Here is a 24,657-nt window from a genome sequence, read left to right as displayed (position 1 = left end):
TATCTTTATTAATATGTAATTTTTCTATCCAAATAATCTTCTTAAAAAACTTCTACTTTCTTCTTCTGTCATTACTTTTTCTTCAAAGTTGGGATTGCTATACTTATCCATTATATATCGAATATATTCTACATATGTTTTCCCTTCTTTTTCCAAGAATCCTTTTAAATAGTTTTCTCCCCCATCTGCTCCATAAAACTCTTCTAGTTTTCTGATTCTATGGTATAGAGGTTCTATTTCTTTTTTAACTAAATCTTCAGGAACTGCTACTCTTCTTGCTTGATATCCTTTGTTTCCATCAACAATATCAAAATCAGTTAAAACCCAGTAATATTCACCAGACTTAGCCATATTTTTAACAATACCATAAAAATTTTCTCCTCTTTTAAGGTTATCCCATAAGATTTTGAAAATGGCTTTAGGCATATCAGGATGTCTAATTACATTATGAGGTTGCTTTAATAATTCTTTCTCGGTGTATCCGGAAACATCTAGGAAAACATCATTTACAGACACTATAGTTCCATATTGATCTGTCTTACTAACAATCGTTCTTGATTTATTCCAATTGACTTCTCTATCAACAGGAATAGGTTTTGCATTATTCGACATTAACATTTTTTAAAAACTATCAAATTTTCAAAAAAATAACACACAAAAAACATGATAAATATCATGTTTTTAAAAAAATAATTTTAAAAAATACATTTTACAAATAAATTCGTATATTTAAATATGATATTCTTTTTTTTAAAGCATAAAAATGATTATTTTAAAATTTTATTATTAATAAATAATATTTTTCCTCTATTGTTTTAATCATAAATCTATAAGGAAATTTTTTTTTTCATTTCTTCAACTATATTGTAGGCTGCTGGACAAATAGCTAGGTTTTTCAAAGTTAAGTTTGTTATTTGCTGAAATTTTTTTCGATCTGTATGCGGAAATTCTCTACATGCTTTCGGACGTACGTCATATATCATACAGTAATTTTCAGTATCTAAAAAAGTACATGGTAGTTTTTGTAGTACGTAATCGTTATCTTCATCTATCCGAAGATACTGACCTATAAACTGTTGTGGTTTTAAACGAAAATATTTTGCTATTCGTTCTATATCTGCTGTGGTAAACAATGGTCCTGTTGTTTTACAACAATTAGCACATTTTAAGCAATCTGTTTTTCCAAATTCAATATCATGTAATTCCTGCATTACACAATCTAAATTTTTAGGAGTTTTCTTTTTAGCTTATCAAAATATTTTTTATTTTCATTATGCTTATCTTTGGCAAGCTTACTGAGTTGGTTTAATTCTGGTTTCAATTTTTGGATTTCAAGTTAGACCACAAAGTTAAAGAAACTTAAAAAGTAGAACCTTAATCTTTATATAAAATGCTTGATTTATTTGGAAAAGCTCTATTAGACTATCAGACTAATAACAATCCTGAATGTATTATTACTGAAACTAACATATCGGAAGAGGATGAAATGGAGATTGGTTATCTTTTTAGATCATTTGAGGAAATGCCTAAATTAGAACAAGAAGCATTAAAATTAAGCAAAGGAAAGGTGTTAGACGTAGGTTGTGGAGCGGGTAGTCATAGTTTGTATTTACAAGAAAAAGGCTTAAATGTAACGGCTTTAGATATTTCTAAACGGGCAGTAGAAACTTGTAAGCTAAGAGGTCTTCAAAATTCAATTATTGGGAATTTAATTAATTTTGAAACTGAAGATAAATTTGATACTATTTTACTTTTAATGAATGGTACTGGTATTTTTGGAACATTAAAGGAAACTTCTAAATATCTCAAAAAATTAAAAGATTTATTAAGTAAAGATGGTCAAATATTTATTGATTCTTCTGACATCATTTATATGTTTGATCAAGATGAAGAGGGTGCTTATGAAATTCCTGCTAATGGTTATTATGGCGAATTAATTTTTACAATACATTATAAAGGGGAAACGGAAGATTCTTTTCCTTGGCTTTATATGGATTATAATACATTACAAAATGCTTGTCATGCTAATGGGTTAATGTGTGAATTAATTAAAGAAGGGGAGCATTTTGATTATTTAGCAAAAATTACGAAGTGATATATAGGAATTAAGGAAACATTTAATTTACGTGTTTTAATATTCTCTTCAAAACTATTTTTATAATAATGATAGATTAAAAGAGGGTATCCAAAAGTTTAGAATCTTTCAATTCAAACAAAGGGAGAAATCACATAATATAATTAATTCAAGTTGCTAGTTGATTGATTTACTTAATTGTAATCCGAATACAAACAATGTTAGTTTTATTAGAAATCCATCCAAGGTAACAGTATGTATGGTTCTTGGAAATAATTTTTTAATATCGCTGATAGTTGTTTCTACTCTTTTTCTCATTTTTAATTTCTCTATTTTTTGTTCTAAAGTATCGATTCTTTTGGAATTAGATTTTCGTTGAATTTTTAAAGAAATACATTTTCTTTCAAAAGCAGCATCTTCCAAACCATAATCTAAATAAGCACTATCGCCATAAATTGAGGCTTCAACAGGTAATTTATCTATCATTTTCCCAAGAGCTTTTGCATCAGCTGTTTTTCCTGGTGTGAAATGAAAAGCAATTGGAATTCCATCTTTTGTAGTTACTAATTGTACTTTAACTCCATAAAAATAATTTCTCATACTGGCTGTGTATCCTCTCCACTTCTTTTCTTTTACTATTTTACAATTTGCGATTCTCATATTATTACATATAGCAACTGGAAAAGAATCAATGATATACTGCATTTCGCAGCAAAAATCTTTAAAATAACAACTTACAATTTCAAACAATTCATAAAGAAGCTTCCCTATTTTATGAAGACGTCTGTTAAATCTGCTTTTTTCTAACATATTAGGAATAAATCCATATTGCTTCATAAATTGGATAGCGGAGCTATGATTACCATAAAAACTTGTTGAAGAAACAATTGCTGTTAGAATAATCTCGCTATCACTTACTTGTCTTCTTATATCTTCTTTATGGTTAATTCCTTGTAAAATATCATCAATTAAACAAAAAATTGAAATAATTTTGTCTTTGCAAAGCATTGGTTTTGTTTATTGGTCAGCAAAACAAATTTACTTAACCTTTGCTTTGTTTTTTAATTTCATAACTAGCAACTTGAATTAATTATTAGACTTCTCCCTTTGCTGGGACTACAAACTTTACCTAGCTTTGGACGCTTTTTTTATACTTTAATGGTTACTGATAAAGTAAATAAAACTCGGACTGGTTTTCCATCTTGATCTCCCGGTGTCCATTTAGGGCAAGTATGAAGAACTCTGACTATTTCCTGTGCTGTTCCGTAACCTAAATCATTAATAACTTTAATGTCTGAAATACTTCCATCCGTTTCAACTATAAAAGTCACTTGAAGAATACCTCCTGCAAAGTTTTCATCACTTGGTGGTGAAAAATTTTTACCAATAAACTTCATTAACTCATTATTTCCTCCTGGGAAAACAGGTTGATTTTCAACATTATCAAATGGTATAGGAGTGGATTTAACAATGCCATTTGAAGAAGATTGAGCCAATGATATTTGACAAAACCATAAAATAATAAATACGATTAATTTCTTCATAGTAACAGTTTTTGGGATTAATACTTCGTTACACATTTCTTTAGACTTTTTATCAAATAAAAAATCTTTTGATTTTTTTCTGTAATAACAAAAAAGCTAGAAAACCTTTTTACAAACAAAAGTATAATTGTTTTCTTAAATTCCCAAATACTAATCAATTTTATAATAAAATAATTACGGAATATTTAAATATTTATGTGTCTGTAGTGAAATTTTCCATTTAGGATTTTTCATTACATAATCTATTATAAGGGGTAATACTTCTTCTTTTTTACTCCATTCTGGTTGCAAATATAATTTTGCATTAGGATTTGTTTTTAATGCTTGTTCTTCAGCAAATTGAAAATCGTGTTTATTGTAGATTATCATTTTAAGCTCATGTGCTTTATCATAAGCCTCTTGAACAGGCAACTTTGTCTTTTTAGGTGACAAACAAAACCAATCCCATTTGCCTGTAACAGGATACGCTCCAGATGTTTCGATATGTACACGAAGACCTGCTTGCTTTAATTTTGCAGTCAAGGGTTCCATATTCCAAGTCAATGGCTCTCCTCCTGTAACAACAACAGTATTAGCATATTTTTTTGCTTTTTCGACTATCAGTGAAGTTTTAGTTGGGGGATGTAATTCTGCATTCCAACTTTCTTTAACATCGCACCAATGGCAGCCTACATCACAACCACCAATTCTGACAAAATAAGCAGCGGTACCTGTATAAGCTCCTTCTCCTTGTATTGTATAAAATTCTTCCATTAAAGGAAGCATATCTCCTTTATTTACAGCCAACTGTATTTCTTTACTTAACATATTTTTTACTAAAAGGGACTTGCAAATATACGTAAAATTAATACCTTTTTTAGAATAAATGAAAAAACCGACAACTTATCTAAATTGCCGGCTTTCAAATACTTTTCTATATAAGATTATTTAGCAATAGTATTTTTAATATTAATAGCATCTACATCTGCTGGATCTAAAGCTAAGGATTTGGCAACATATTCATTTGCTTTTACCTTATCTGTTTTAGCATAAAAACGAGCTACTTCATTATAAGCTTCAATTAATTTAGCTTTATTTTTTTCTACTATATCGCCTCCTTTGTTTAATACAACTTTAGCAAATTCATCATAACTAGCAACCATTTGGTTTTTAGCATTTGGATCCATTAATAAAGCATTTACACGTGCTCTATAGATATGCGCATCTTGAGTTGTAGGTGATTTAGTAATTACAGCTGCAAATGCTTTATCTGCTTTTTGCAACTGAACGATATCATATGCTTTAGCTCCTTCTGCTACATTATGGAAATACAATGAATACCCTAAAAAGAAGTTATCATATAAATAATTTTTAGAAGCTGTATTATTAATAGCTACTTCATACACCCCTGAAGCATATTTATATAATTTTCTATCAAAATAAATTTTACCAATTTCATTCAATCTTTCTGACATTGATTTATCAAGTTCAACAGCTTTACTCAAATTCAATAATGCTTGTGTATATAAGGCTTCATCAACTACTGGTTTAACCCCTTCTGCTGTAACTGGAATTGCTTTTTTTAATTGTGCCATACCTAAGTATAAGTAGTCAATAGCTATTAGTTTACTAGATGGATTTGTTGTAAATTTAGTTAAGGCATCAACTGCTGAATCTATATTTCCATTTTCATAAGCAGAATAGCCTAAATAACGGAAAATTTTAGGATTTACTTTATCCATTTTAGCCATTTCGTTTGCTTCTTTTTCTAACGATTTGTAATCTTTCGCGATTACAAGAAAATCTGCATGACGCATACGAGAAGCTAATGAATAGTCTGTCAAGCTCATATATTTTTCGTAATATTCTAATGACTTATCTGTATATTCTTTGAATTTAGCTTTGTCATTTTGTTGTAAAGCCCATCCAAAATAGATTTCGGCTAATTCTCTATAAGCTGGTCCATAAGACGAATTAATAGTTAACACTTCATCAATGGCTGATTTTGCTTCATTAAAGGCTTTAGCTCCTTTTAATAATACTCCTAATTGCATCTTAGCTCTTAATAAAGTATTATCTGCTTCATATGCTCCACGGTATGCAGCATAGGCCTCATTTTGACTTTTCAAACCATAATAGGCATCACCTAAAGCTAATAGAGTCTGCGCATCATTCATATTGATTGCTTTAGCTTTGCTCAATACTTCGATTGCTTTGGTATAATTAGGATTTACAGAATTAGTATATGCTTTCCCTATATAAACAAATTGCTCTAAATCTTTTTTCTTCATGTTAGCCGTAGCTTGATCAAAATTAAATTGAGCTGCTTGGACATTAACGTTATCTAAATCAATTTGACCTAATCCTATATAGTTAAATATACCTCCGTCTTTTTTTGTTAAAGCGGATTGAAAAACAGTTTTAGCTGAGTCTTGATATGTCTGACGTAAATAAACATTTCCTAATAAAAAAGCTGCCTTACCATTTTCAGGATTTGATTTAATAACAGCTTTTAGTATTGATTTTGCTTTTTCATATTGTTCTGCATCAATTGCTTTTTTAGCACTTTCTACATCTTGAGCAAAAACACCGGCACTGATTGCAAAAAAAGCAGTACTGAAAAATTTTATTTTATTCATTTTCTTTACAATTAATTATTTTCTTCTTTTTCTTCTACTTCCTTACGGATTATTATATTTCTACTAGGCATTCTAACAGGTGCTAATCCTGACTTTAAAACTATTCGCTGCCCTAACTCACCTGCTACAAATGAAGCAAATCCCATGCCTAAACCGGAAGTTCCTTGATAATTTAATATTTTTATTTTTCTACTATAAGGATAACTACCAGATCCTAATAAATCTTGACTTGGGATAACAAATGTACCATTCTTAGTCTTTAATTCCAAGACCTTAACACTTTCTACTATTTTTTGAAAATCAGGCATTGGTTGCGTTATCCAATTTATACCTATAACACCTATAGCATTAGGGTTCTTTGAGACAAACTTAATAACTTCATTATTAGTTGAAAGAGAAAAAAGATTGTTTTTTGGTAAACTTTTAAGCTTAGCTAAATCCATTAAGTATCTAACTGTACTTGAATTTGCATTATCAAAAACTAAACTCTTTATTTTTGATGGTTTTCCTTTTAAGAAGCTTAATAATTCTTCTTCTTCGATTTTAAAATTAGAATTAGTAGGATGCCCTATAAAAGCAATACCATCTATAGCAAAATCAGTTATTTTACCTTTTATACTACTTTTAGAAAATTTTCGAGTTTCACTTGTAGTCAATTCCCTTGTCAATATTGCTAAATTATTTTTTCCTTCTGACAATAGTTTTACTATTTCTCGCTCTGGTTTAGGCAGTAACTTTATTTTAGCTTGATATTGATTTTCAAAAATCATTTGATGATCTTCAACTAAAGGATAAACTGTTTCATCTACTAGTATAGTGGCAGTACCAGTTAATATAGTTTCTTTTTCTTCTTTATTACCAAAGTAGCAGCTAATAAAAAAAAACAGAAGTAAGCAACAAGCCTCCAACTAAATATTTTAATTTCATAGGTATAAATTTATTAATTACAGTTTACGTATCTTCTTTAATTATTTTATATTTTTTAAAACTTTGGCTAGTTTTTTTATTGAATTTCATGCTCGCTAAAGGTTTAAAAAAGAGATTTAGCACAACCTAAAAAACAATGATTATTTAATATTCTTAAAAATTATTGATAAAAATAAAAACTTATCTTTTATTTTTTAAATAGCATGTTATCATTTTTAAATAAATTTAAGATATTAACTATTACTACTCTATTAATTATTTTATAGTAAGAAGGGTATAATTTAGTCTAAACTTTAGATTTAAAATTATATAAATTTTACTTTTTGAAATAACGTATAAAACGAAAAAAAGCGTAAATAATAATTGCTATACCTAAAGTTACTCGATAACCTGTTGTTAATGGAAGTCGTTCTATTAATCGATCCCAAAACAAAACCATTAATCCCATAACTAAATAAATAAAAAAGAAGAAAATACCTAAAACAAGAAGAAATCGCTCTTGGAGCGATTTCTTCCCTTGCTTATTTGAATATTTTACATTCATCTATTCAGCTCTAATATCTAGTAAGATTGGCAAACTATATCTTACACGGATTTTTTTACCGTTTTGCTCACCAGGTCTCCATTTAGGAGCACTTTTCAACATACGAATAGCCTCAGCTCCTGTTCCGTATCCTAAGTCTCTTACTACTTTAATATCTGTTAGAGTTCCGTCTTTTTCTACTACGAATTCAACAAAAACTCTACCTTTTAAGTCCGTATCAACTTCTGGAGTGCGGTAATTTCGTTGTACGTATTTCATAAAACCATCATTACCACCTGGAAATTCAGGTTGTACTTCGATACCTGCAGAGCTATAAACTTGGTTGTCTTCTTCAACCACTTTTACCACTTCATCATTGTTACCTGTTGGAGCATCGATTTGAACCTGTGCATCTTTGTCTCCTTTTTGGTCTTTTTCAGCAATGTTCTTATCTTTTAACTCTTCAATAGTTTTAATTTCTTCTGTCACCTTTTTAGCTTCCACAACTTTAGGTTCTACGAATTTTACTTCGTCTACTTTTGGTTTTGGTGGTTCTGGCTTTTTTTCAGGTGGCGGCGGCGGCGGCGTATTTTCTTTTGGCTTAGTCATATCCACCAATACTACTTTTTCATCTATGGTAGCGTCATCTCCTCCTTTTGGGATCATGCTTATAAGCAACGGAGAAGCTACTGCTAACGCAAAGAATGAACCTCCGATTATTAATGCTCTGATTGACGTTTTAGAATTTTCTTTACGCAACTCATAAGCACCATACTTTTTGTTACGCCCTTCAAAAACTAACTCTAACCATTGCGATTTATACAAATCTAATTTCATATCTTCAATTATTAGAACTTAGTTAATTACTTTTTTAATATTGCCTTTTCTTGTGCTGTTATATCAACTACAGCATAAGTTGGGACTTTACAAATTGCCATTTCATCTAGGATATCAACCATATTTCTATAGTTAGCTTTTTTATCCATTTTTATGATTACAATTAAACCTTTTTGAGGATCATTATATTTAGCTGGAACTGACTGTACTTTTTTAGCAATTTCTTGACGAATTCCTGCTTTACCGTACGTAGCCTCTTTAGGTCCTTCAAAAGGAGCATCTACTCGACCATAATACCATTTAATTTTATTATTTTCACCTAATAAAACAGTCATAGTACGGTCATCTGCTACTTCAATATTATCCTTCTTTTCTTCAGGTTTATCGTTTTTATCCGGCATACCTAAGTTCATAGACTGAGGCTTAGACAATGACGTAGTCAACATGAAGAAAGTAATCAATAAGAAAGCTAAATCTACCATTGCAGTCAAATCCACTTTTGCATTGGATTTTTTACTTCTTACCTTACCACTTCCTTTTTGCCACCTCCATCGCCGGAGTCGTTTAATTCTGCCATTTCTTTTTCTTATATTATATAATTAGAAATCACTACTACGTAAACCAGTTACAAGATTAAAACTATTTACATCTTGTTTCTGTAATACATCCATTACTCTTTTGATAGCTGGGTACTCTAATTTAGCATCTCCTTTGATAGCAAATTTCAAGTCCTCATTTCTCAACTCAGCACTAGCTGAACGAGCATTAAATATCCATCTAGCTAACTCATCTTTCTTTTCATCAATAGAGTCCATTGGAATTCCTGGTTGTAAACCATCTTTGTTTCTGTCAGAGCTTGACATTGCAATGATTTGTTTTAAGTTCCCCATTGGTACTCCAAATCCATCAATTAAAGAAAAACGTTGTTTTTCTGCATCGGTAAAGTTGATTCCGTATTCTTGCCCCATTAATTCTAATGATCTTAAACGAATTTCACGGTCTTTCATTCCAATGAACACTTTACCTTTACCTACTGTTAAGGTTACTAAACCAGTTTCAGGTAATTTAGTTTGCACCGTTGAATTAGGTGTATCTACCTGCAAAGGTTCTGGTTGTTTAGCTGTAGCAGTAAGTATAAAGAACGTAAGCAATAGGAAGGCTACGTCACACATTGCTGTCATGTCGATTGCTCCTGCTGATTTACGTGATTTTCCTTTTGCCATAATTATTTTATTCTTTAAAAAATTATGTCTTTAAATTATTTTAAAGAACCTTTAAATCTTCTGTAAGTGTTAACGATAGTGTTAGCAGCTTCATCAATTGAATATGTTAATGTATCAATTTTAGAAGTAAAATAGTTATAAGTTACGATTGCTAAAGCAGAAGTAGAGATACCAGTAGCTGTATTAATAAGAGCCTCAGAGATACCTACTGCTAATGCTGCTTGGTCAGGAGTTCCTGAAGTAGCTAATGCACTGAAGGCCTTGATCATACCAGATACAGTTCCTAATAAACCGCCTAAAGTACCTAAAGCAACCATAGTAGATATAATTGTCATGTTCTTTTCTAACATTGGCATTTCTAAAGCTGTAACTTCTTCAATTTCTTTATGAATTGTTTCAGTAGCTTCTTCTGAAGTAAAACCTTCAGCTTTTACTTGATTGTATTTTACTAAACCTGCTTTGATTGCATTAGCAACTGAACCTTGTTGTTTGTCACAAGCTTCAATGGCTCCGTTAATGTCTCCTTGGTTAACATTAGCTTGTACAGCTTTCATAAAAGCATCTAAATTACCTTTACCTGCAGCTTTAGAGATAACCATTAAACGCTCAAAAGAGAAAACAACTACCATTAATAACATACCTAATAATACTGGTACGATAAATCCTCCTTTATAAACTGTTCCTAAAAAGTTGTGAGGGTGACCTGTTTCTGAATTACCTCCTTCAAAGTTTCCAGAAGCTCCCATTATGAATTTCCACACAAAAATACCTACTGCAATACATGCAAGAATAATGATTCCTGAGTATGAAGCACCACCTTTAGACTTCTCTTCTTTTTTTACATTAACGTTGTTTGCCATTTTTTTAAAATTTAAATTTTCTAATTGATTAATTAAATCTCGTATTATTTTTGAGTAATAATGCTGGCAAATTTAATTTTTTAGCTGATATAAAAAAACTTTTTTTACTTTTCCTGAGTTTTATTAATTTTTATTCTATCAAACAAAATCAAAAAAAAATAAGATTTTCTCACCAAACAAGTCTTTTAAAACTATTTTTTTAATAATAATCAGGAAAATAATCCATTTTTTAAAGAATTTCTAAAAATAAAAGTTTTCATTAAAAAATCAAAAAAAAAGACATAATTATCACCAAACAAAGAGAAAAAATGGTTTAAATAGACTCTTTATATTCCCTTTTGAAACAAAAAAGAATAACTTGCAGTCTATTAAGAAGTCTGTTATGAATATTTTGGAAAATTTTAAAGAAGATATCACAAATGGTTACCAATGTAAAGGGAATCATATTATTCTTGGAGGATCTATTTTTGAAAAGGAAGCTTATGCTATTCCTGTTAAGATCCCCCTAAAAACATTGAATAGACATGGTTTAATTGCAGGAGCTACAGGTACTGGAAAGACAAAAACTATACAATTATTATCAGAACAACTATCACAAAACGGAATTCCTGTTTTAATGATGGATATAAAAGGTGATTTTTCTGGAATTGCAAAAGAGGGGGAATTAAAAGATTTCATTAAAGAACGACACGAAAAAATTGATATACCTTTTGAGCCGAAAGCTTTTCCTGTAGAATTATTAACTTTATCTAACCAAGAAGGTGTCCGATTACGAGCAACTGTTTCGGAGTTTGGTCCTGTTTTATTTTCTCGAATTCTGGATTTAAATGAAACTCAAGCAGGGGTTGTATCTGTCATATTTAAGTACTGTGATGATCATAAAATGCCTTTATTAGATTTAAAGGACATAAAGAAGGCAATGAATTTTATCACAGAAGAGGGAAAGGATGAAATAGCAAAAGAATATGGAAAAATATCTACTGCTACTACAGGCACTATCCTTCGCAAAATAATAGAATTAGAACAACAGGGAGCAGATATTTTTTTTGGTGAAAAATCTTTTGAGATTGAGGATTTAATGCGCGTTAATGAAGAAGGACATGGTTATATTAACATTATCCGTTTAAATGATATTCAGGATAAACCAAAACTTTTTTCAACCTTCATGATGAATCTTTTAGCTGAGATTTACAATAATATGCCTGAAAAAGGAGATCTTGAACAACCTGAACTAGTTGTTTTTATAGATGAAGCACATCTCATATTTAATGAAGCAAGTAAAGCATTGCTAGATCAGATCGAAACAATTATTAAACTAATTCGTTCCAAGGGTATTGGTGTTTATTTTATTACACAAAATCCTACTGATATTCCCAAAGGTGTATTAGCACAATTAGGATTAAAAATTCAACATGCACTTAGGGCTTTTACTGCTAATGACCGCCAAGCTATAAAACAAACAGCTGAAAATTATCCCGAATCTGAATATTACAAAACAGATGAAATCCTAACCTCATTAGGAATAGGTGAAGCATTAATAACGGCTTTAAATGAAAAAGGGATCCCAACTCCCTTGGTAGCATGTATGTTACGTGCTCCTGAAAGCCGAATGGATATACTAACAGATAGAGAGATAAAAGAAATTAACTCTAATTCAAAATTAGTTTCAAAATATGCTGAAACAGTTGACAGAGAAAGTGCTTATGAAATTTTAACTAAAAAACTAGAAGCTATTTCAAATGAAGCCAATGCAACCAATCAGACTAGTAAAAAAAAACCAAGAAAGTTCAATGGGAGAAACAATTGCTAAATCAGTCTTAAAAGTCGTTACAAGTGCTACTTTTATTCGTGGAGCATTTAATGTTTTAATGAAAGTTATGAAGAAATAATATTTTTAGGATCTCTTTTTTATTTTCAGCAATAAGCACAAAAATTTAAAAATTGAGATCCTAATTACTTAGTTATATATGAAAGGATACATCACAATAGGATTATTAATATTATCTAATGTCTTTATGACATTAGCTTGGTATGGACATTTAAAGTTTAAAGAATTAAAATGGTTTGAAAATGCTGGTTTAATCAGCATTGTTTTTATAAGTTGGGGAATGGCTTTATTTGAATATTTTTTTCAAGTTCCTGCTAACCGAATTGGTTTTCAGGGCAATGGTGGTCCTTTTAGTTTACTTCAATTAAAAATAATTCAGGAAGTGATAACATTAATTATTTTTGTTGTTTTTTCTCTTTTATTTTTTAAAAATGAAAGTTTGAGACTGAATCATTTAATTGGAATGTGTTTTTTAGTTTTAGCGATTTATTTTGTTTTTAAAAAATAAAAAAAGATGAAAGAGAAGAATTATTTTATACAAAAATCTCCTTTTATAATTTCTACAACGGATGGAAAATTAATAGAGGAACATCATGGCAGAATCGCTACTAACAATTCCGAAATTTCTATTACTCACATGATCGCACCACCCGGCTGGAGCGAACCTTTTCAAACTCCTGAATTTGATGAATATACTTATATTATTTCGGGCAAAAAACAATTTATCATTGAAAATGAATTGATTATACTAGAAGCTGGACAATCTATTAGGATTAAAAAGAATACTCGTGTACAATATTCTAATCCTTTTGAAGAATCTTGTGAATACATTGCTATTTGCAAACCTTCTTTTTCAATGGATAATGTACATCGAGAAGAAAAATAAAGGTATCTAAATTTTTACAATTTTGTTTCATTTGGGTTGAAGAGAAAATCATATAGTATTATTTATAGAGCTTTCTCTAGTATAGAATTGACAAATATTGTTTTTTACTTTTCAAATACCTTCATTAACTAATATATTTTAGCGTTATCAAGTAAGGCTATAATTTTTTGTTCTACCTCTAACGAATTCCAACGACTATCAATATCTGGCATTTCCATAATCTCCTCCATGATAGCATTTTGAAAATCTCCTATTGCTAATGCTTCTGAGTAAGGTTGCGTACTGAATGTTACACGACTGTATAGAGGCATCCATTTTTCAGGATGTTTATCTGAAAACCATTTTTCAATTTTCTTTTGGAGTAAGAATTTTTCATCAGCTGTTTTCGTACTCATTTCTACAAAATTTCGTCTAGAAAGTTCTGCTATGGCATCTGCATTAGGCTTACGTGATTTTTCATATTCTTTAAAAATTGTTTCCCAATCATCACCATATAATTCCATTTTTTCTGCTAAAACTGTAATATCTTCAAAACCAGCATTCATTCCTTGTCCATAAAAAGGAACAATTGCATGTGCTGAATCGCCGACTAATGCTACTTTATCTGTATGAGTCCAAGGAAAACATTTCATCATTACTAAATAACTAGTGGGATTTTTGAAGAAATCTTGAACTAAATCAGGAATCACATCTTTGGTATCAGGGAAATATTCTGCAAAAAAATCAATTAATTGTTTTTCTTCTTTTAAAGAATCAAAAGAATTTATTCCTTCAAAAGGCATAAATAAAGTACAGGTAAAGCTTCCATCTAAATTAGCTAATGCCATTAACATAAATTGCCCTCTAGGCCATATGTGCAAGGAATTTTTATCTATCTTATGGGTCCCGTCTGGATTAGCTGGTATATGTAATTCTTTGTATCCAATTTTCATAAATTCTTGAGAATAGTCAAACATACTCTGGCGTTGCATCCTATGACGAATACGAGAAAAGGCTCCATCTGCCCCAAACACCTTATCATATTTTAATTCCTGCCATGTTGTTCTCTCGTCTTCTCCTATATATAAGGTGGCATCTATTAAATTTACATCCCAAATCTTATGTTCAAATTTAAACTCTACCCCAGCTTCTTCTGCTAGATCAATCATTTTTCTATTTAATACTGATCTAGAAAGTGAAAAAATTGCTTCTCCATCTTTACCATAATATTGATAATTGAGTTTTCCGTCTTGCATATGAATAGCTCTTTTATCTACTGGAATGCCTATATTTCTTATAGCGTGATTTAGACCAACTTCTTCTAGAGCTTTCCATCCTCTATCTGACATTACTAAATTGATAGAACGTCCTGAAAATTCAACAGTACGCATATCAGGACTTCGGTCAAAAACATGTACCGTATGCCCGTTTCTTTTTAAATAGATTGCTAATAAAGTTCCTACTAAACCAGAACCAATTATAGCAATTTTTTGAGGAGTCTGCATTTATTTTTTTATAAAAGAATTTGCAAATTTATAGTATTCGAACAGAAAAACATGAATGTTTTTCATCTTATTATTTTTTGAATATTAACTTAGTTGATTTAGATTCTATCTCTTTTTTATTGAGTAACATTTTTCTAAATTTCCCATCAATATACATTTGGGCTTGATCATTATAATGTTTACTCATAGGATTCCCTGATTGTCCTGTTGGTAAAATACTTAGGGAATTTTCTATATCTGCAAAATCTATAACTCGTCTAGTAGAAGGACCTGCTGAGATTTCATAATGATCTTGATCCGTATAATAAAACATTACATTATTAATTACTTCGTTACTTCCTGGCGCTTGAAAAACACCTATATTAAAGAATGGACGGAATAAAGCAAGACTTCCTATAGGATGTTTATATTCTACTTTATGCACCTTACCCCATTGCCAATCAGTTATTGTTCTTCCTAATTGACTGACTAAATTATCTAAGGCATTTTTAAATGATTTTGTTAGTATATCTTTTCTTGACTCTTTTTTATGAGGTGTTGTAATGTCATCCCACCAGATAGATTGTTCTAAACGGCTTTGATTATCTATACATTGTTTTGCTACATGAGTTTTTATAAATTGTTTAAATCCTAATTCACCCATCTCATCTTGATAAGTATTTTTTAAATAAAAATAAATCCATTTGTTATAAATAGTAGGTGCTATATCTGAAACGTTATTAGTCCCTTTCCAATTTTGCAAGATAAGTAGTGCTTCTTTTTGTATTGGGTCAAGCTGATTTTTATCTATCCATTGGGCAAAATTATGTGCAACCGTAGCACTAACTACTGAGGTATGATCATTTAGCATTTTAGAAAAATCTTCTTTAGACCATTTTGTTTTAGATTCTAAAAGACTAACAATTCTTTTCGCTCGATCTTCTGGTAGATAGTAGCCTGGATAGGAATATCCATCAATTTGATTTGTCATATTATTAGCTGAATAAACATAATTCCAAGACGGATTAATCGCTCTTGGATTTTTATCAAAATTTAAAAATTCTAATTGATCATCAACACCGTTATTTGCATCTAAAATATAATTTGGGTTAACTCCTTTTTTAAATTTATATAGTTTACCTGATGTTTGCCAAGCAAAATTATTTTCTGCATCGCCATACATAATATTTAAGCCTGGAGCTGCAATATAGGATATTCCTTTACGAAAATCATCTAAATTTTTAGCATGACTTAAAGCATAAACAGCATCTAAAATTTTATTCTCGCTTTGCGTATAAACCCAATAAAAGGAAATAGGGTCTGATGGGTTAAAATCTTTTAAAATCCCATTTAATACAACACCATGATGCGTTTCTTTTAAGTTTAGAACAACAGTAGTCGTATCTTTTATTTTTATTTTTTCTTGTCGATTTTTAAATTCTTTATATCCGTTAGGTGTTTTATATTGTTTTGGATTTTTAGGATTGAGTTTTTCTTGATAAAAATCAGCATCATCATTTTCAAACATGGTTAATCCATAAGCATATTTACGATTATGTCCTAGTAGTGGAAATGGTACTCCGGCGAGGAAATAACCATAAATTTCATGTTCAGGAGAATACATATGTGCTTCATACCATGTTCCTGGTTGTGAATAACTAATATGTGGATCGTTAGCAAAGAGTACTTTTCCTGATTTTGATTTTTTAGGTCCTACTATCCACGAATTACTACCTATAAAAGGAGGAAAAGGAGAATTATCTATTAAATCAGCTACTGCTTTAGATGCTTGAATATAGGTATCTATTGCTTGATTATTATTTGTTTTAATTTTAGTTAAATTGTAGGATAGATCTACTCCTAATTCTTTCATATAATTAGGTCCTAACTTATTTCTTAAATCGGTCATCAAAGGATCTGTTCGCTGTGCACAAGCAAAGCTAAAAGCCATATATCCCATTGTATTATACACATCTCGAAGTGTAAAAGGTTTTTTTTCTATTCCTAATAAGGTAAATTCTATAGGCGTAGCTCCTTTTTCTAGATATTGGTTAACTCCATCTAAATAAGCAACTGCCATTTTATATGGTCTGCTTGTAGTATCTAATTTAGCAATAGCTTTTTTTGAATTTTGATCAATCCCTAATGCTAGAAATAACTTATCATTATCTAAGGCTTTTGAGCCAAATAATTCTGATAACTTACCAGGTGCTATTCTTCTTAACAATTCCATTTGCCACAAACGTTCTTGTGCATGTACATAACCTAAGACAGTTAGTGCATCTTTTTCATTAGTTGCATAAATATGGGGTATTCCATATTCATCAAAAAAAACTTCTGTCTCTTTACTAATATTTTTTATAGTTAACTCTCCTTCGTATTTTGGTTTTGTGGTATACAAATATGCATAAATTGATATACTTAGTAGTAATATTAATCCTAATAAGCCGATCAGTATTTTTTTGACTAATTTCATCTGTGTGAGTTTTTTAAAGCTTTACTAACTTGATTACTTCTAAATCATTAGTCTTTATCTATTTGAAACGATTTGGAAGTTGATCTTATATGTAATGATTTTATCAAAGATAAAAAAAGACGAGCAAAATTGCTCGTCTTGTTTGAAAATTGATTTTTTTATTATTTTCTAGGAAAAACAATACGATTACCTGTATTCATTCCATTATTTTTAGCTAGTACACCACACATATGAAATAACATACGAGCTCCTACATTTCCATCCCAATCATCTTCACCTGGTGCTACTTCTACTAAGTCAAAACCTATAATTTCTTTTCCACTTTCTGCTAATTTATTAAATAAATAAGTTGCTTGTTCAAAAGAAAAACCTCCTGGAACTGGTGTACCTGTATTAGGACAATACCATGGATACATTCCATCAATATCAAATGAAATACAAACTTTTTCAGGTAAAGCATCAACAATAGCATTACATTGTTCAGCCCAAGTAACACCTTCAAATGATTCTGCTTTTAAGTCAGCATCAGTATGAACTACTACTCTTCCGTTTGAGTTTTGAACAACTTCTACTTCTTGCTCACAAAAATCACGAATTCCTACTTGTACAATTTTAGAAATCTGTGGAATTTGTAACGCATTATACATAATTGATGCGTGTGAATACGTAAATCCTTCATAAGCAATACGTAAATCCATATGGGCATCTAAATGTAAAATTCCATAATCTTGATACTTAGACGCAAGAGCTTCATAATATCCTAATGGTGTTGAATGATCTCCTCCTATAAGTACTACTTTCTTCCCTTTTGCCATCCAAGAAAGTATTTTTTCTTTTACTTCTGTGTGTAATTCTCGACAAGCTTTATTTATTTTGTCTAAATCAGATTGCAAAACTGGAAATGTTTCGACATCTTCACCTGCTTCTAAGGCTTCTATTATGGGTTGTGCTAATGACTTATATTTATCTGAATTAGATTTCCAATGTTTAGGAGCATCATCCATATAAATGCCTAATTTCCAAAGTTCAGGAAAATCCTGATGATTTAAATCTACTTGAAAAGAAGCATCCATAACAGCATCTGGTCCCTCAGAAGCCCCCGCTCCATAACTTACTGTTACTTCCCACGGAACAGGTACTACTATTATTTCTGAATCTTCTGCTGAAAAAGGTAATCCAAAAATGGTAGCATCTGCAAGACCTGGTTGTGATGGATCAAATGAATCTATTATTTGTTGTTTTGTCATATATTTTTAATAAAACTTTCTGTTAGTACATTTTATATAATTAAAAAGAAGTTAAAGCGGTAACGATAGGTTCATTGTTTTATCTAGGCTCTTATTCTGATTAAACTACTTTTTTATAAATTTTTTAGCTTTAGTTGAACCTTGAAATTTAACAAAATAGATACCATTATGTAACGATGATACATCAAGTGTATTTTCATTTGACATCATTTCTTTTTCCATAATTTTTTGGCCTAATAAATTAAATATTTCCATTTTTTTAGCGATCAGCTCTTCTCCTCTAAGTGTAATAGTATTAGTTGCTGGATTAGGTGAAATACTAAAATCAAGCTTTACAAATTGATCATTAGATAAATTGCTTTGAACAGTTAAATTAAATGTTTTACTTACCGGTGCCATTCTATTTGAAGGAGAAGTTGCAGTGATGGTAATTAGATGTTCTCCTGGAGCTAAATTTGTATTTGGCAAAGGATTTTGAGTTAAAACAGCATCACAAGTTGCAACTATAGCATTACATTGTAATCTATAATCAGGTAAAGGGAACATATTTCCTGCTCCTGTTTGTTCTACTTTATTCGCAGGAAGATTTAATATAAAGGGTACTGCGTCTAATCCGTAACCTGTATCATTGAATATTCTTGTTATGGTATCAATATCAGAACAAGGGTAATTCATATTAATAGCTGCTTGACGGAAGGCTCTAGCTGCTTGCGCTTGGCTTGTCGTAGAATTAGTTAGAGCTAATCCTTCTAAAAAAGCTGTATCTGTTTTTTTCTACCAATTACATCATAAATTTTCATTAAAGATGTAGCCCAAATTTGACCATCAGTATGTATAGAGCCTTTTAATCCTTGAGGATATTTTTCTTTATAATTTGTAGTTCTTTTTGTCCTTCCCATGATTCACCATTACCTTGCCAATTAAACAAAACATCATATTCTTTATCAGTTGGCAACCATTGATTTAAACTTCTACTATATGATTGAGCCCAATAATCTCCACATCCTTCACCAAGACCTTGAACAAATGAACTACGATCTCCAGTCATCCAATCATGTATTCCATGCCCTAACTCATGTAAAATTACATCTGCATCTTCTCCTCCATCAATTTCACCTACACCAAGTGATATCCTATCTGAAGAGGCTATATATTCAGAATTTTGTCCATGAGGATCAAATATGACTAATCCATCGTTTTTTTGGGGAAGACAGGTAATTCCTAAAGTTTTGTGTATATATCTCAAACTATTATCTATATGATAAAAAGCATTAGTTGCTTCAAAACCTCGCTTATCTCGTGTAAAATCAAACACTTCAGATCTTTGCTCAAAAATCCTTCTTTAGGCGATTCAAAATCACCTATATCACAATATGAACTTTTTAATCTATATAATTTTGCCCTAGAGTCAAACGTTATTTCTGGCAAAATAACATTCACCCTAGCATTATCTAAACTTTCATTCGTATTATCACCATTATCTATATAATCTCCTACACCATAAGTACTTTTAGTAACTGAGAGTGGATCAGGATTAAACACCATAGCCGATCCGTTTCTAAAAGCATATGGTATTTTAGAATCATTTATTTTTTTATTGCTTTTTTTATCTTCTCTATGGTGGTAAACTGCAACATTTTTTAAACTTATGATTTCACCTGTTTGAGCATTAACAAATATTTCCCAATCTCCGGGTTTATCATCATATTGTAAGTTAATTTTATAAGCTAATCTAGTAGGTTTTTCAAGGTTATAAACAAAAAGTTTTGACTCTTGAAATACTAAATTCCCTTTAGCATCTAAGCTTTCTTTAGCTCTTTTTAATGCTGCTTCTGTATTTAAAGAAGGGGTGGTTTCAATGTTCTCTACATCAGAATTATAACTGTTAGATGAAAAAGCTATTTTTTCATCGTGATTAAAATTTACAATATATTCAGCCCCAAATATTGGAATTCCTTTTAATTCTTGCTGAAATCGTAATGTTTCTCCTGATTTTCCTTTTCTTACATTTCTTAATTTAAATTCATCTTTTGTTCTTCTTTCATTATTATGGGATTTACCATAAATAAAATCTAATGCTATTTTTTCTTTATTTGTAGTCTGTGCATTTAAAAATAAGCTACTAAAGACTAATAACACAATAGGAAACAATTCTTTCTTCATATATAATTAATTTTGTCATAAACAACCATAAAAATGGTTTCGATATGACCTATTATTTTAAAAATTTAATCAGAATTTCTCCGAATCTATACATATCTTCGTACGAACAATAGAATGGCGCAGGTGCTAAACGAATTACATTAGGCTCACGCCAATCTGTAATTACTCCATTAGCCATAAGATAATCAAATAAATTTCTGCCCTGTCCGTGTAGATAAACTGATAATTGACAGGCTCTTTCATTCTGATTAGTAGGGGTAATTATTTCAAATTCAGTTCCAAGAATTTGACGATCAATTTCACGGAGTATAAACTCCAGATAAGCGGTCAATTGATTGCGCTTTTTAATTAACTTATCCATTCCTACTTCAGCGAACATTTCAGCAGAAGCTAAATAAGGTGCTAAAGATAACACGGGTAAATTACTTACTTGCCAACCATCTGCTCCAGGAATAGGATCAAAATCAGGTTCCATCTTGAATCTTCGTTCTTTATTATGTCCCCACCAACCAGCAAAACGAGGTAAATCAGCATGATGATAGTTTTCATGTACAAAACATCCTGAAGCGTTTCCAGGACCTGAATTCATGTATTTATAAGAACACCAAGCAGCAAAATCTACACTCCATTCATTTAGTTTTAATTCTACATTTCCAGCTGCATGAGCTAGATCAAATCCTACTTTGGCTCCTACTTTGTGGCCTTGACTAGTAATTGTTTTCATATCAAAAACTTGTCCTGTATAGTAGTTCACTCCTCCCCATAAAACAAGCGCTAACTGATCTCCTACTTCATTTATTTTAGCTATAATATCTTCTAATCGAATATTATGTTCTCCTTCACGTGATTTAACTTCTACTATAGCATCTTTAGGATCAAAACCATGAAATTTCACTTGACTTTGAAACATATATTGATCTGAAGGAAATGCTTTTTCTTCACAAATAATTTTGTAACGTGTTGGTGTTGGCTTATAAAAAGATACCATTAATAAATGTAAATTAACTGTTAAAGTATTCATTACAGTTATTTCATTGGGTTTAGCACCTACTATTTTACTTAAAGGTTCTGCAAAACGTTCTTGATAATCCCACCATGGTTTTTCAGCATAAAAATGCCCTTCAACAGCTAGATTAGCCCAGTCATTCATTATCTCATCCACATATTTTTTAGCACTTTTAGGTTGTAGTCCAAGCGAATTTCCTGTAAAATATATTACATTTTTCTTATTATGTTGAGGGAATATAAATTCAGAACGATAATGTCTTAATTCATCCTGTTCATCTAATTGTTGTGCAAAAGCGAGTGTATTTTGAAAAATCATTTTAATTCGTTTTCAGCCAGCAAAGATACGGAAAGTATAGAAAACAAAAAAAGCCGCTCATCTAAATAAGCAGCTTTTTAACATTAAGTAATAATATTATTAACTTCCTGAATACACTTTAGCTTTTAAAGCTTTAGCAACAGTTGAAGTCATATTTGAGAAGAAAGAAAAACCTGTTTTTTGTTCTATATCAGAAACTTTAACAACATATTTTTCCAATCTCTATCAATATTTTGATTATTTGGAACATCAATTGCAATGATTGTAGTATTTTTATCAATACGAGCTAAATCATTATCTCCTTCATCTAAAATTACAGCTATTTTCCAAGTACTAGCAGGAACACAAATTTTACCATTTGCTAAAAACTTCGTTATTCCTCCATTTTTACCCGTACCTCCTTGACCATTAGGACCTGCAACAATATAAACTTCTTTGTTATCATTTTTAACAAATTGTCTTAAACGCTCTTCTAATCCTTCCCAAGTTTGTTGGTTGTTTTTAGGTGATTGAGGCACCATATTTGTCATTAAGAAAGTTTCTGAGTTTGCTTGAAATGTATTTGTTCTATCAGCAGAAGGACACATATGACCACGATCAAAACCACTGTCTTTGTAATGGTTTGGAGACACTAAAAAGAAAGTTCCTGAAGATAACACATTATCTGCTCTAAAATCATTAGCTCTACTAGCTGATCCTAAATTTTTTTGATTTAAATGCCAACTTGTCCAGTTAGGTGTTCCTTTTTATTATTATAAGAAAGAGTGTAATTATCCTTACCTAATAAATAGTTATCGTAATCATTTTGATTAGCTTTAGATGGATTTCCTAGCATCATATCCCCATTATCTACAGATGATGCTTTTTCAATTTTTCTCTGAATTTCCGCTTTAGCTTCAGGGCTAGAACTAGTTGCTGCATCTTCACGAGAACAAAATACTAATGTTTGGCATGCCAAAACAAGACAAGTTAGTCTTTTAAGATTTTTCATTTTTGTTAGGTTTTTTAAAAAATTCCGGCAAAGGTACTTCTTATAAACTGATCTAATGTTAAGTTAATGTTATAAAAAAAACAAACTAACAACTAAAACAATACTCTCCTAAACGATGTTTCTTTTTATTACCTATAAAAAAGAATTGATTTGTACTGATAACGAAACGCGCCTTTTATTAATACTAGGACTACAATAAATCATCCAAAAATAGGCTCTCTATTGTTTGCTAAAAAGCTTTATAATATTTTTTTGTAAACAAAAAATATTTCTTATTTAATCATTGTCAGTCTAAAATTAATTAATGGGATTTGAAAAGAAATTTAATCTATTAAAATAAATAAACTAAGAGAGACATTATGTACAATGGTAAGGTTTATTATACGCGTAATTTATTTACTTCCTAAATATTTGTATCTTCTTAGATAGATATTAAAATATTTAAAAAAGGCTGTACAAAAAATATTTGTTTTAATTAAGGGTAAATTTCTTAATTACTTTTCTATATTTTTTGAACGGCCTTTTATTTATTTTATGAAGATAATTTTTATAAAATCAACATTGCATCACCATATGAATAAAAACGGTATTTTTGTTCTACTGCTTCTTTATAAGCTTTCATCATGAGATCATGACCACAAAAAGCTGAGATCATCATTAACAAAGTTGACTTAGGAGTATGAAAATTTGTAACCATACAGTCTGCAACTGAAAAATCATAAGGAGGAAAAATAAATTTATTAGTCCATCCTTGATAAGGATTTAATGTTTTATTAGAAGAAACAGAGCTTTCCATAGCACGCATAGTGGTAGTTCCTATAGCACACACACGTTTTTTACCAACTTTAGCTTTATTAACAACTTCGCAAGCTTCATCAGAAATTACAACTTCTTCTGAATCCATTTTATGTTTTGATAAATCTTCTACTTCCACAGGGTTAAAAGTTCCTAAACCTACATGAAGTGTAACCTCAGCAAAGTTAATTCCTTTTATTTCTAAACGTTTCATTAAGTGTTTTGAAAAATGCAAACCAGCAGTGGGTGCTGCAACAGCTCCTTCTTCTTTTGCATAGATAGTTTGATAACGCTCTGCATCTTCTTCTGTTACTTCACGATTAATATACTTAGGAATTGGTGTTTCTCCTAAATCTACTAATTTTTGACGAAACTCTTCATAAGATCCATCATATAAGAATCGTAATGTTCTTCCTCGAGAAGTTGTATTATCAATTACTTCTGCTACTAATGAATCATCATCACCAAAGTATAACTTGTTACCAATACGAATTTTACGAGCTGGATCTACTAATACATCCCACAAACGTTGCTCCGCATTTAGCTCTCTTAATAAGAATACCTCAATACGAGCACCTGTTTTTTCCTTATTACCATAAAGACGCGCAGGGAATACTTTAGTATTATTTACTACCATTACATCCCCTTCATCAAAATATTCAATAATATCCTTGAATAATTTGTGCTCAATTTCACCTGTTTTACGGTGCACTACCATTAAACGAGATTCATCACGATTTTCCGCAGGGTATTCAGCTAATAATTCAGCTGGTAAATTAAAATTGAAATTTGATAACTTCATACTTTATTTTAGATTTTAGAAATTAGATTCCAGAAGTCTTCTGAAAATCAAGGGTGCAAATATACAATTGCAAAAG

The 24,657-nt window shown here is 30.5% G+C and carries 23 protein-coding genes and 3 pseudogenes; 4 read left to right on the top strand and 22 right to left on the bottom strand.

Annotated elements, in window-relative coordinates; all coding sequences use genetic code 11:
- Nucleotides 1–24: 24 nt before the first annotated feature.
- Complete coding sequence (locus JJC03_RS07965; RefSeq protein WP_258932558.1) at nt 25–612, bottom strand: PAS domain-containing protein; 588 nt, start codon at nt 610–612, stop codon at nt 25–27.
- Between the two features lie 215 nt (nt 613–827).
- Nucleotides 828–1,321: pseudogene (locus JJC03_RS07960) on the bottom strand (YkgJ family cysteine cluster protein).
- 69 nt (nt 1,322–1,390) lie between these two features.
- Here JJC03_RS07960 and JJC03_RS07955 point away from each other — a divergent pair.
- Nucleotides 1,391–2,095 (top strand): class I SAM-dependent methyltransferase, encoded by a 705-nt coding sequence (locus JJC03_RS07955; protein WP_088398275.1) that lies wholly within the window; start codon nt 1,391–1,393, stop codon nt 2,093–2,095.
- Nucleotides 2,096–2,251: 156 nt separating this feature from the next.
- On the opposite strand, the gene JJC03_RS07950 is transcribed toward JJC03_RS07955, so the two are convergent.
- The 10 genes and pseudogenes from JJC03_RS07950 to JJC03_RS07905 all read right to left on the bottom strand — a co-directional run bounded on the left by JJC03_RS07950 (nt 2,252) and on the right by JJC03_RS07905 (nt 10,606).
- The gene (locus JJC03_RS07950) at nt 2,252–3,082 is read right to left on the bottom strand and encodes an IS982 family transposase (protein WP_235873698.1); all 831 of its coding nucleotides are present in this window, start codon (nt 3,080–3,082) and stop codon (nt 2,252–2,254) included.
- A gap of 140 nt (nt 3,083–3,222) precedes the next feature.
- Nucleotides 3,223–3,618 (bottom strand): energy transducer TonB, encoded by a 396-nt coding sequence (locus JJC03_RS07945; protein ID WP_235874294.1) that lies wholly within the window; start codon nt 3,616–3,618, stop codon nt 3,223–3,225.
- A 174-nt stretch (nt 3,619–3,792) separates the two neighbouring features.
- Nucleotides 3,793–4,425 (bottom strand): 7-carboxy-7-deazaguanine synthase QueE, encoded by a 633-nt coding sequence (locus tag JJC03_RS07940; RefSeq protein ID WP_088398273.1) that lies wholly within the window; start codon nt 4,423–4,425, stop codon nt 3,793–3,795.
- Nucleotides 4,426–4,541: 116 nt separating this feature from the next.
- Nucleotides 4,542–6,236, bottom strand: a complete 1,695-nt coding sequence (locus JJC03_RS07935) for a tetratricopeptide repeat protein (protein WP_103714734.1) — start codon at nt 6,234–6,236, stop codon at nt 4,542–4,544.
- Nucleotides 6,237–6,247: 11 nt separating this feature from the next.
- Nucleotides 6,248–7,144, bottom strand: coding sequence for a PstS family phosphate ABC transporter substrate-binding protein (locus JJC03_RS07930; RefSeq protein WP_235874293.1), 897 nt, complete (start codon nt 7,142–7,144; stop codon nt 6,248–6,250).
- Nucleotides 7,145–7,479: 335 nt separating this feature from the next.
- Nucleotides 7,480–7,707, bottom strand: coding sequence for a hypothetical protein (locus JJC03_RS07925; protein ID WP_088398270.1), 228 nt, complete (start codon nt 7,705–7,707; stop codon nt 7,480–7,482).
- On the bottom strand, nt 7,708–8,523 hold the full coding sequence (locus JJC03_RS07920) for an energy transducer TonB (protein WP_088398269.1): 816 nt from the start codon (nt 8,521–8,523) through the stop codon (nt 7,708–7,710).
- 26 nt (nt 8,524–8,549) lie between these two features.
- Nucleotides 8,550–9,100: pseudogene (locus JJC03_RS07915) on the bottom strand (ExbD/TolR family protein).
- A gap of 22 nt (nt 9,101–9,122) precedes the next feature.
- On the bottom strand, nt 9,123–9,746 hold the full coding sequence (locus JJC03_RS07910; protein ID WP_088398267.1) for an ExbD/TolR family protein: 624 nt from the start codon (nt 9,744–9,746) through the stop codon (nt 9,123–9,125).
- A 35-nt stretch (nt 9,747–9,781) separates the two neighbouring features.
- Nucleotides 9,782–10,606 (bottom strand): MotA/TolQ/ExbB proton channel family protein, encoded by an 825-nt coding sequence (locus JJC03_RS07905; RefSeq protein ID WP_088398266.1) that lies wholly within the window; start codon nt 10,604–10,606, stop codon nt 9,782–9,784.
- A gap of 382 nt (nt 10,607–10,988) precedes the next feature.
- On the opposite strand from JJC03_RS07905, the gene JJC03_RS07900 reads away from it, so the two are divergent.
- From JJC03_RS07900 to JJC03_RS07890, 3 genes are all read left to right on the top strand, one after another.
- The gene (locus JJC03_RS07900; protein ID WP_374226250.1) at nt 10,989–12,416 is read left to right on the top strand and encodes a helicase HerA-like domain-containing protein; all 1,428 of its coding nucleotides are present in this window, start codon (nt 10,989–10,991) and stop codon (nt 12,414–12,416) included.
- Nucleotides 12,417–12,573: 157 nt separating this feature from the next.
- Nucleotides 12,574–12,942: a DMT family protein gene (locus JJC03_RS07895; RefSeq protein ID WP_235874292.1), complete on the top strand. Its 369-nt coding sequence runs from the start codon at nt 12,574–12,576 to the stop codon at nt 12,940–12,942.
- 6 nt (nt 12,943–12,948) lie between these two features.
- Nucleotides 12,949–13,320, top strand: a complete 372-nt coding sequence (locus JJC03_RS07890) for a cupin domain-containing protein (protein WP_235874291.1) — start codon at nt 12,949–12,951, stop codon at nt 13,318–13,320.
- Nucleotides 13,321–13,448: 128 nt separating this feature from the next.
- Here JJC03_RS07890 and JJC03_RS07885 read toward each other — a convergent pair whose 3' ends face one another.
- The 10 genes and pseudogenes from JJC03_RS07885 to queA all read right to left on the bottom strand — a co-directional run bounded on the left by JJC03_RS07885 (nt 13,449) and on the right by queA (nt 24,581).
- Nucleotides 13,449–14,804: an FAD-dependent oxidoreductase gene (locus tag JJC03_RS07885; RefSeq protein WP_088398262.1), complete on the bottom strand. Its 1,356-nt coding sequence runs from the start codon at nt 14,802–14,804 to the stop codon at nt 13,449–13,451.
- 70 nt (nt 14,805–14,874) lie between these two features.
- Nucleotides 14,875–17,259 carry a penicillin acylase family protein gene (locus JJC03_RS07880; RefSeq protein WP_235874290.1) on the bottom strand — a complete coding sequence of 795 codons (2,385 nt, stop codon included), beginning with the start codon at nt 17,257–17,259 and terminating at the stop codon, nt 14,875–14,877.
- A 161-nt stretch (nt 17,260–17,420) separates the two neighbouring features.
- The gene (locus JJC03_RS07875) at nt 17,421–18,506 is read right to left on the bottom strand and encodes an agmatinase family protein (RefSeq protein WP_103714726.1); all 1,086 of its coding nucleotides are present in this window, start codon (nt 18,504–18,506) and stop codon (nt 17,421–17,423) included.
- Between the two features lie 105 nt (nt 18,507–18,611).
- Complete coding sequence (locus JJC03_RS07870) at nt 18,612–19,181, bottom strand: T9SS type A sorting domain-containing protein (protein WP_235874289.1); 570 nt, start codon at nt 19,179–19,181, stop codon at nt 18,612–18,614.
- A gap of 169 nt (nt 19,182–19,350) precedes the next feature.
- The gene (locus JJC03_RS07865) at nt 19,351–19,752 is read right to left on the bottom strand and encodes a hypothetical protein (RefSeq protein ID WP_235874288.1); all 402 of its coding nucleotides are present in this window, start codon (nt 19,750–19,752) and stop codon (nt 19,351–19,353) included.
- An 8-nt stretch (nt 19,753–19,760) separates the two neighbouring features.
- Entirely contained in the window at nt 19,761–20,669 is a 909-nt protein-coding gene (locus JJC03_RS07860; RefSeq protein ID WP_235874287.1) for a PepSY domain-containing protein, read from the bottom strand.
- 52 nt (nt 20,670–20,721) lie between these two features.
- Entirely contained in the window at nt 20,722–21,993 is a 1,272-nt protein-coding gene (gene kynU, locus JJC03_RS07855) for a kynureninase (RefSeq protein WP_088398258.1), read from the bottom strand.
- Between the two features lie 185 nt (nt 21,994–22,178).
- Nucleotides 22,179–22,676, bottom strand: a pseudogene (locus JJC03_RS07850) (DNA/RNA non-specific endonuclease); the annotation flags it as partial.
- A gap of 29 nt (nt 22,677–22,705) precedes the next feature.
- The gene (locus JJC03_RS07845) at nt 22,706–22,951 is read right to left on the bottom strand and encodes a hypothetical protein (protein WP_235874286.1); all 246 of its coding nucleotides are present in this window, start codon (nt 22,949–22,951) and stop codon (nt 22,706–22,708) included.
- Nucleotides 22,952–23,531: 580 nt separating this feature from the next.
- Nucleotides 23,532–24,581 (bottom strand): tRNA preQ1(34) S-adenosylmethionine ribosyltransferase-isomerase QueA, encoded by a 1,050-nt coding sequence (queA, locus tag JJC03_RS07840; RefSeq protein ID WP_088398256.1) that lies wholly within the window; start codon nt 24,579–24,581, stop codon nt 23,532–23,534.
- Nucleotides 24,582–24,657: the final 76 nt, after the last annotated feature.

The sequence above is a fragment of the Flavobacterium oreochromis genome (assembly GCF_019565455.1).
Lineage (GTDB): Bacteria > Bacteroidota > Bacteroidia > Flavobacteriales > Flavobacteriaceae > Flavobacterium > Flavobacterium oreochromis.
Note: the sequence above shows the minus strand (reverse complement) of the source record. Positions and strands in the feature narration are given on the sequence as shown.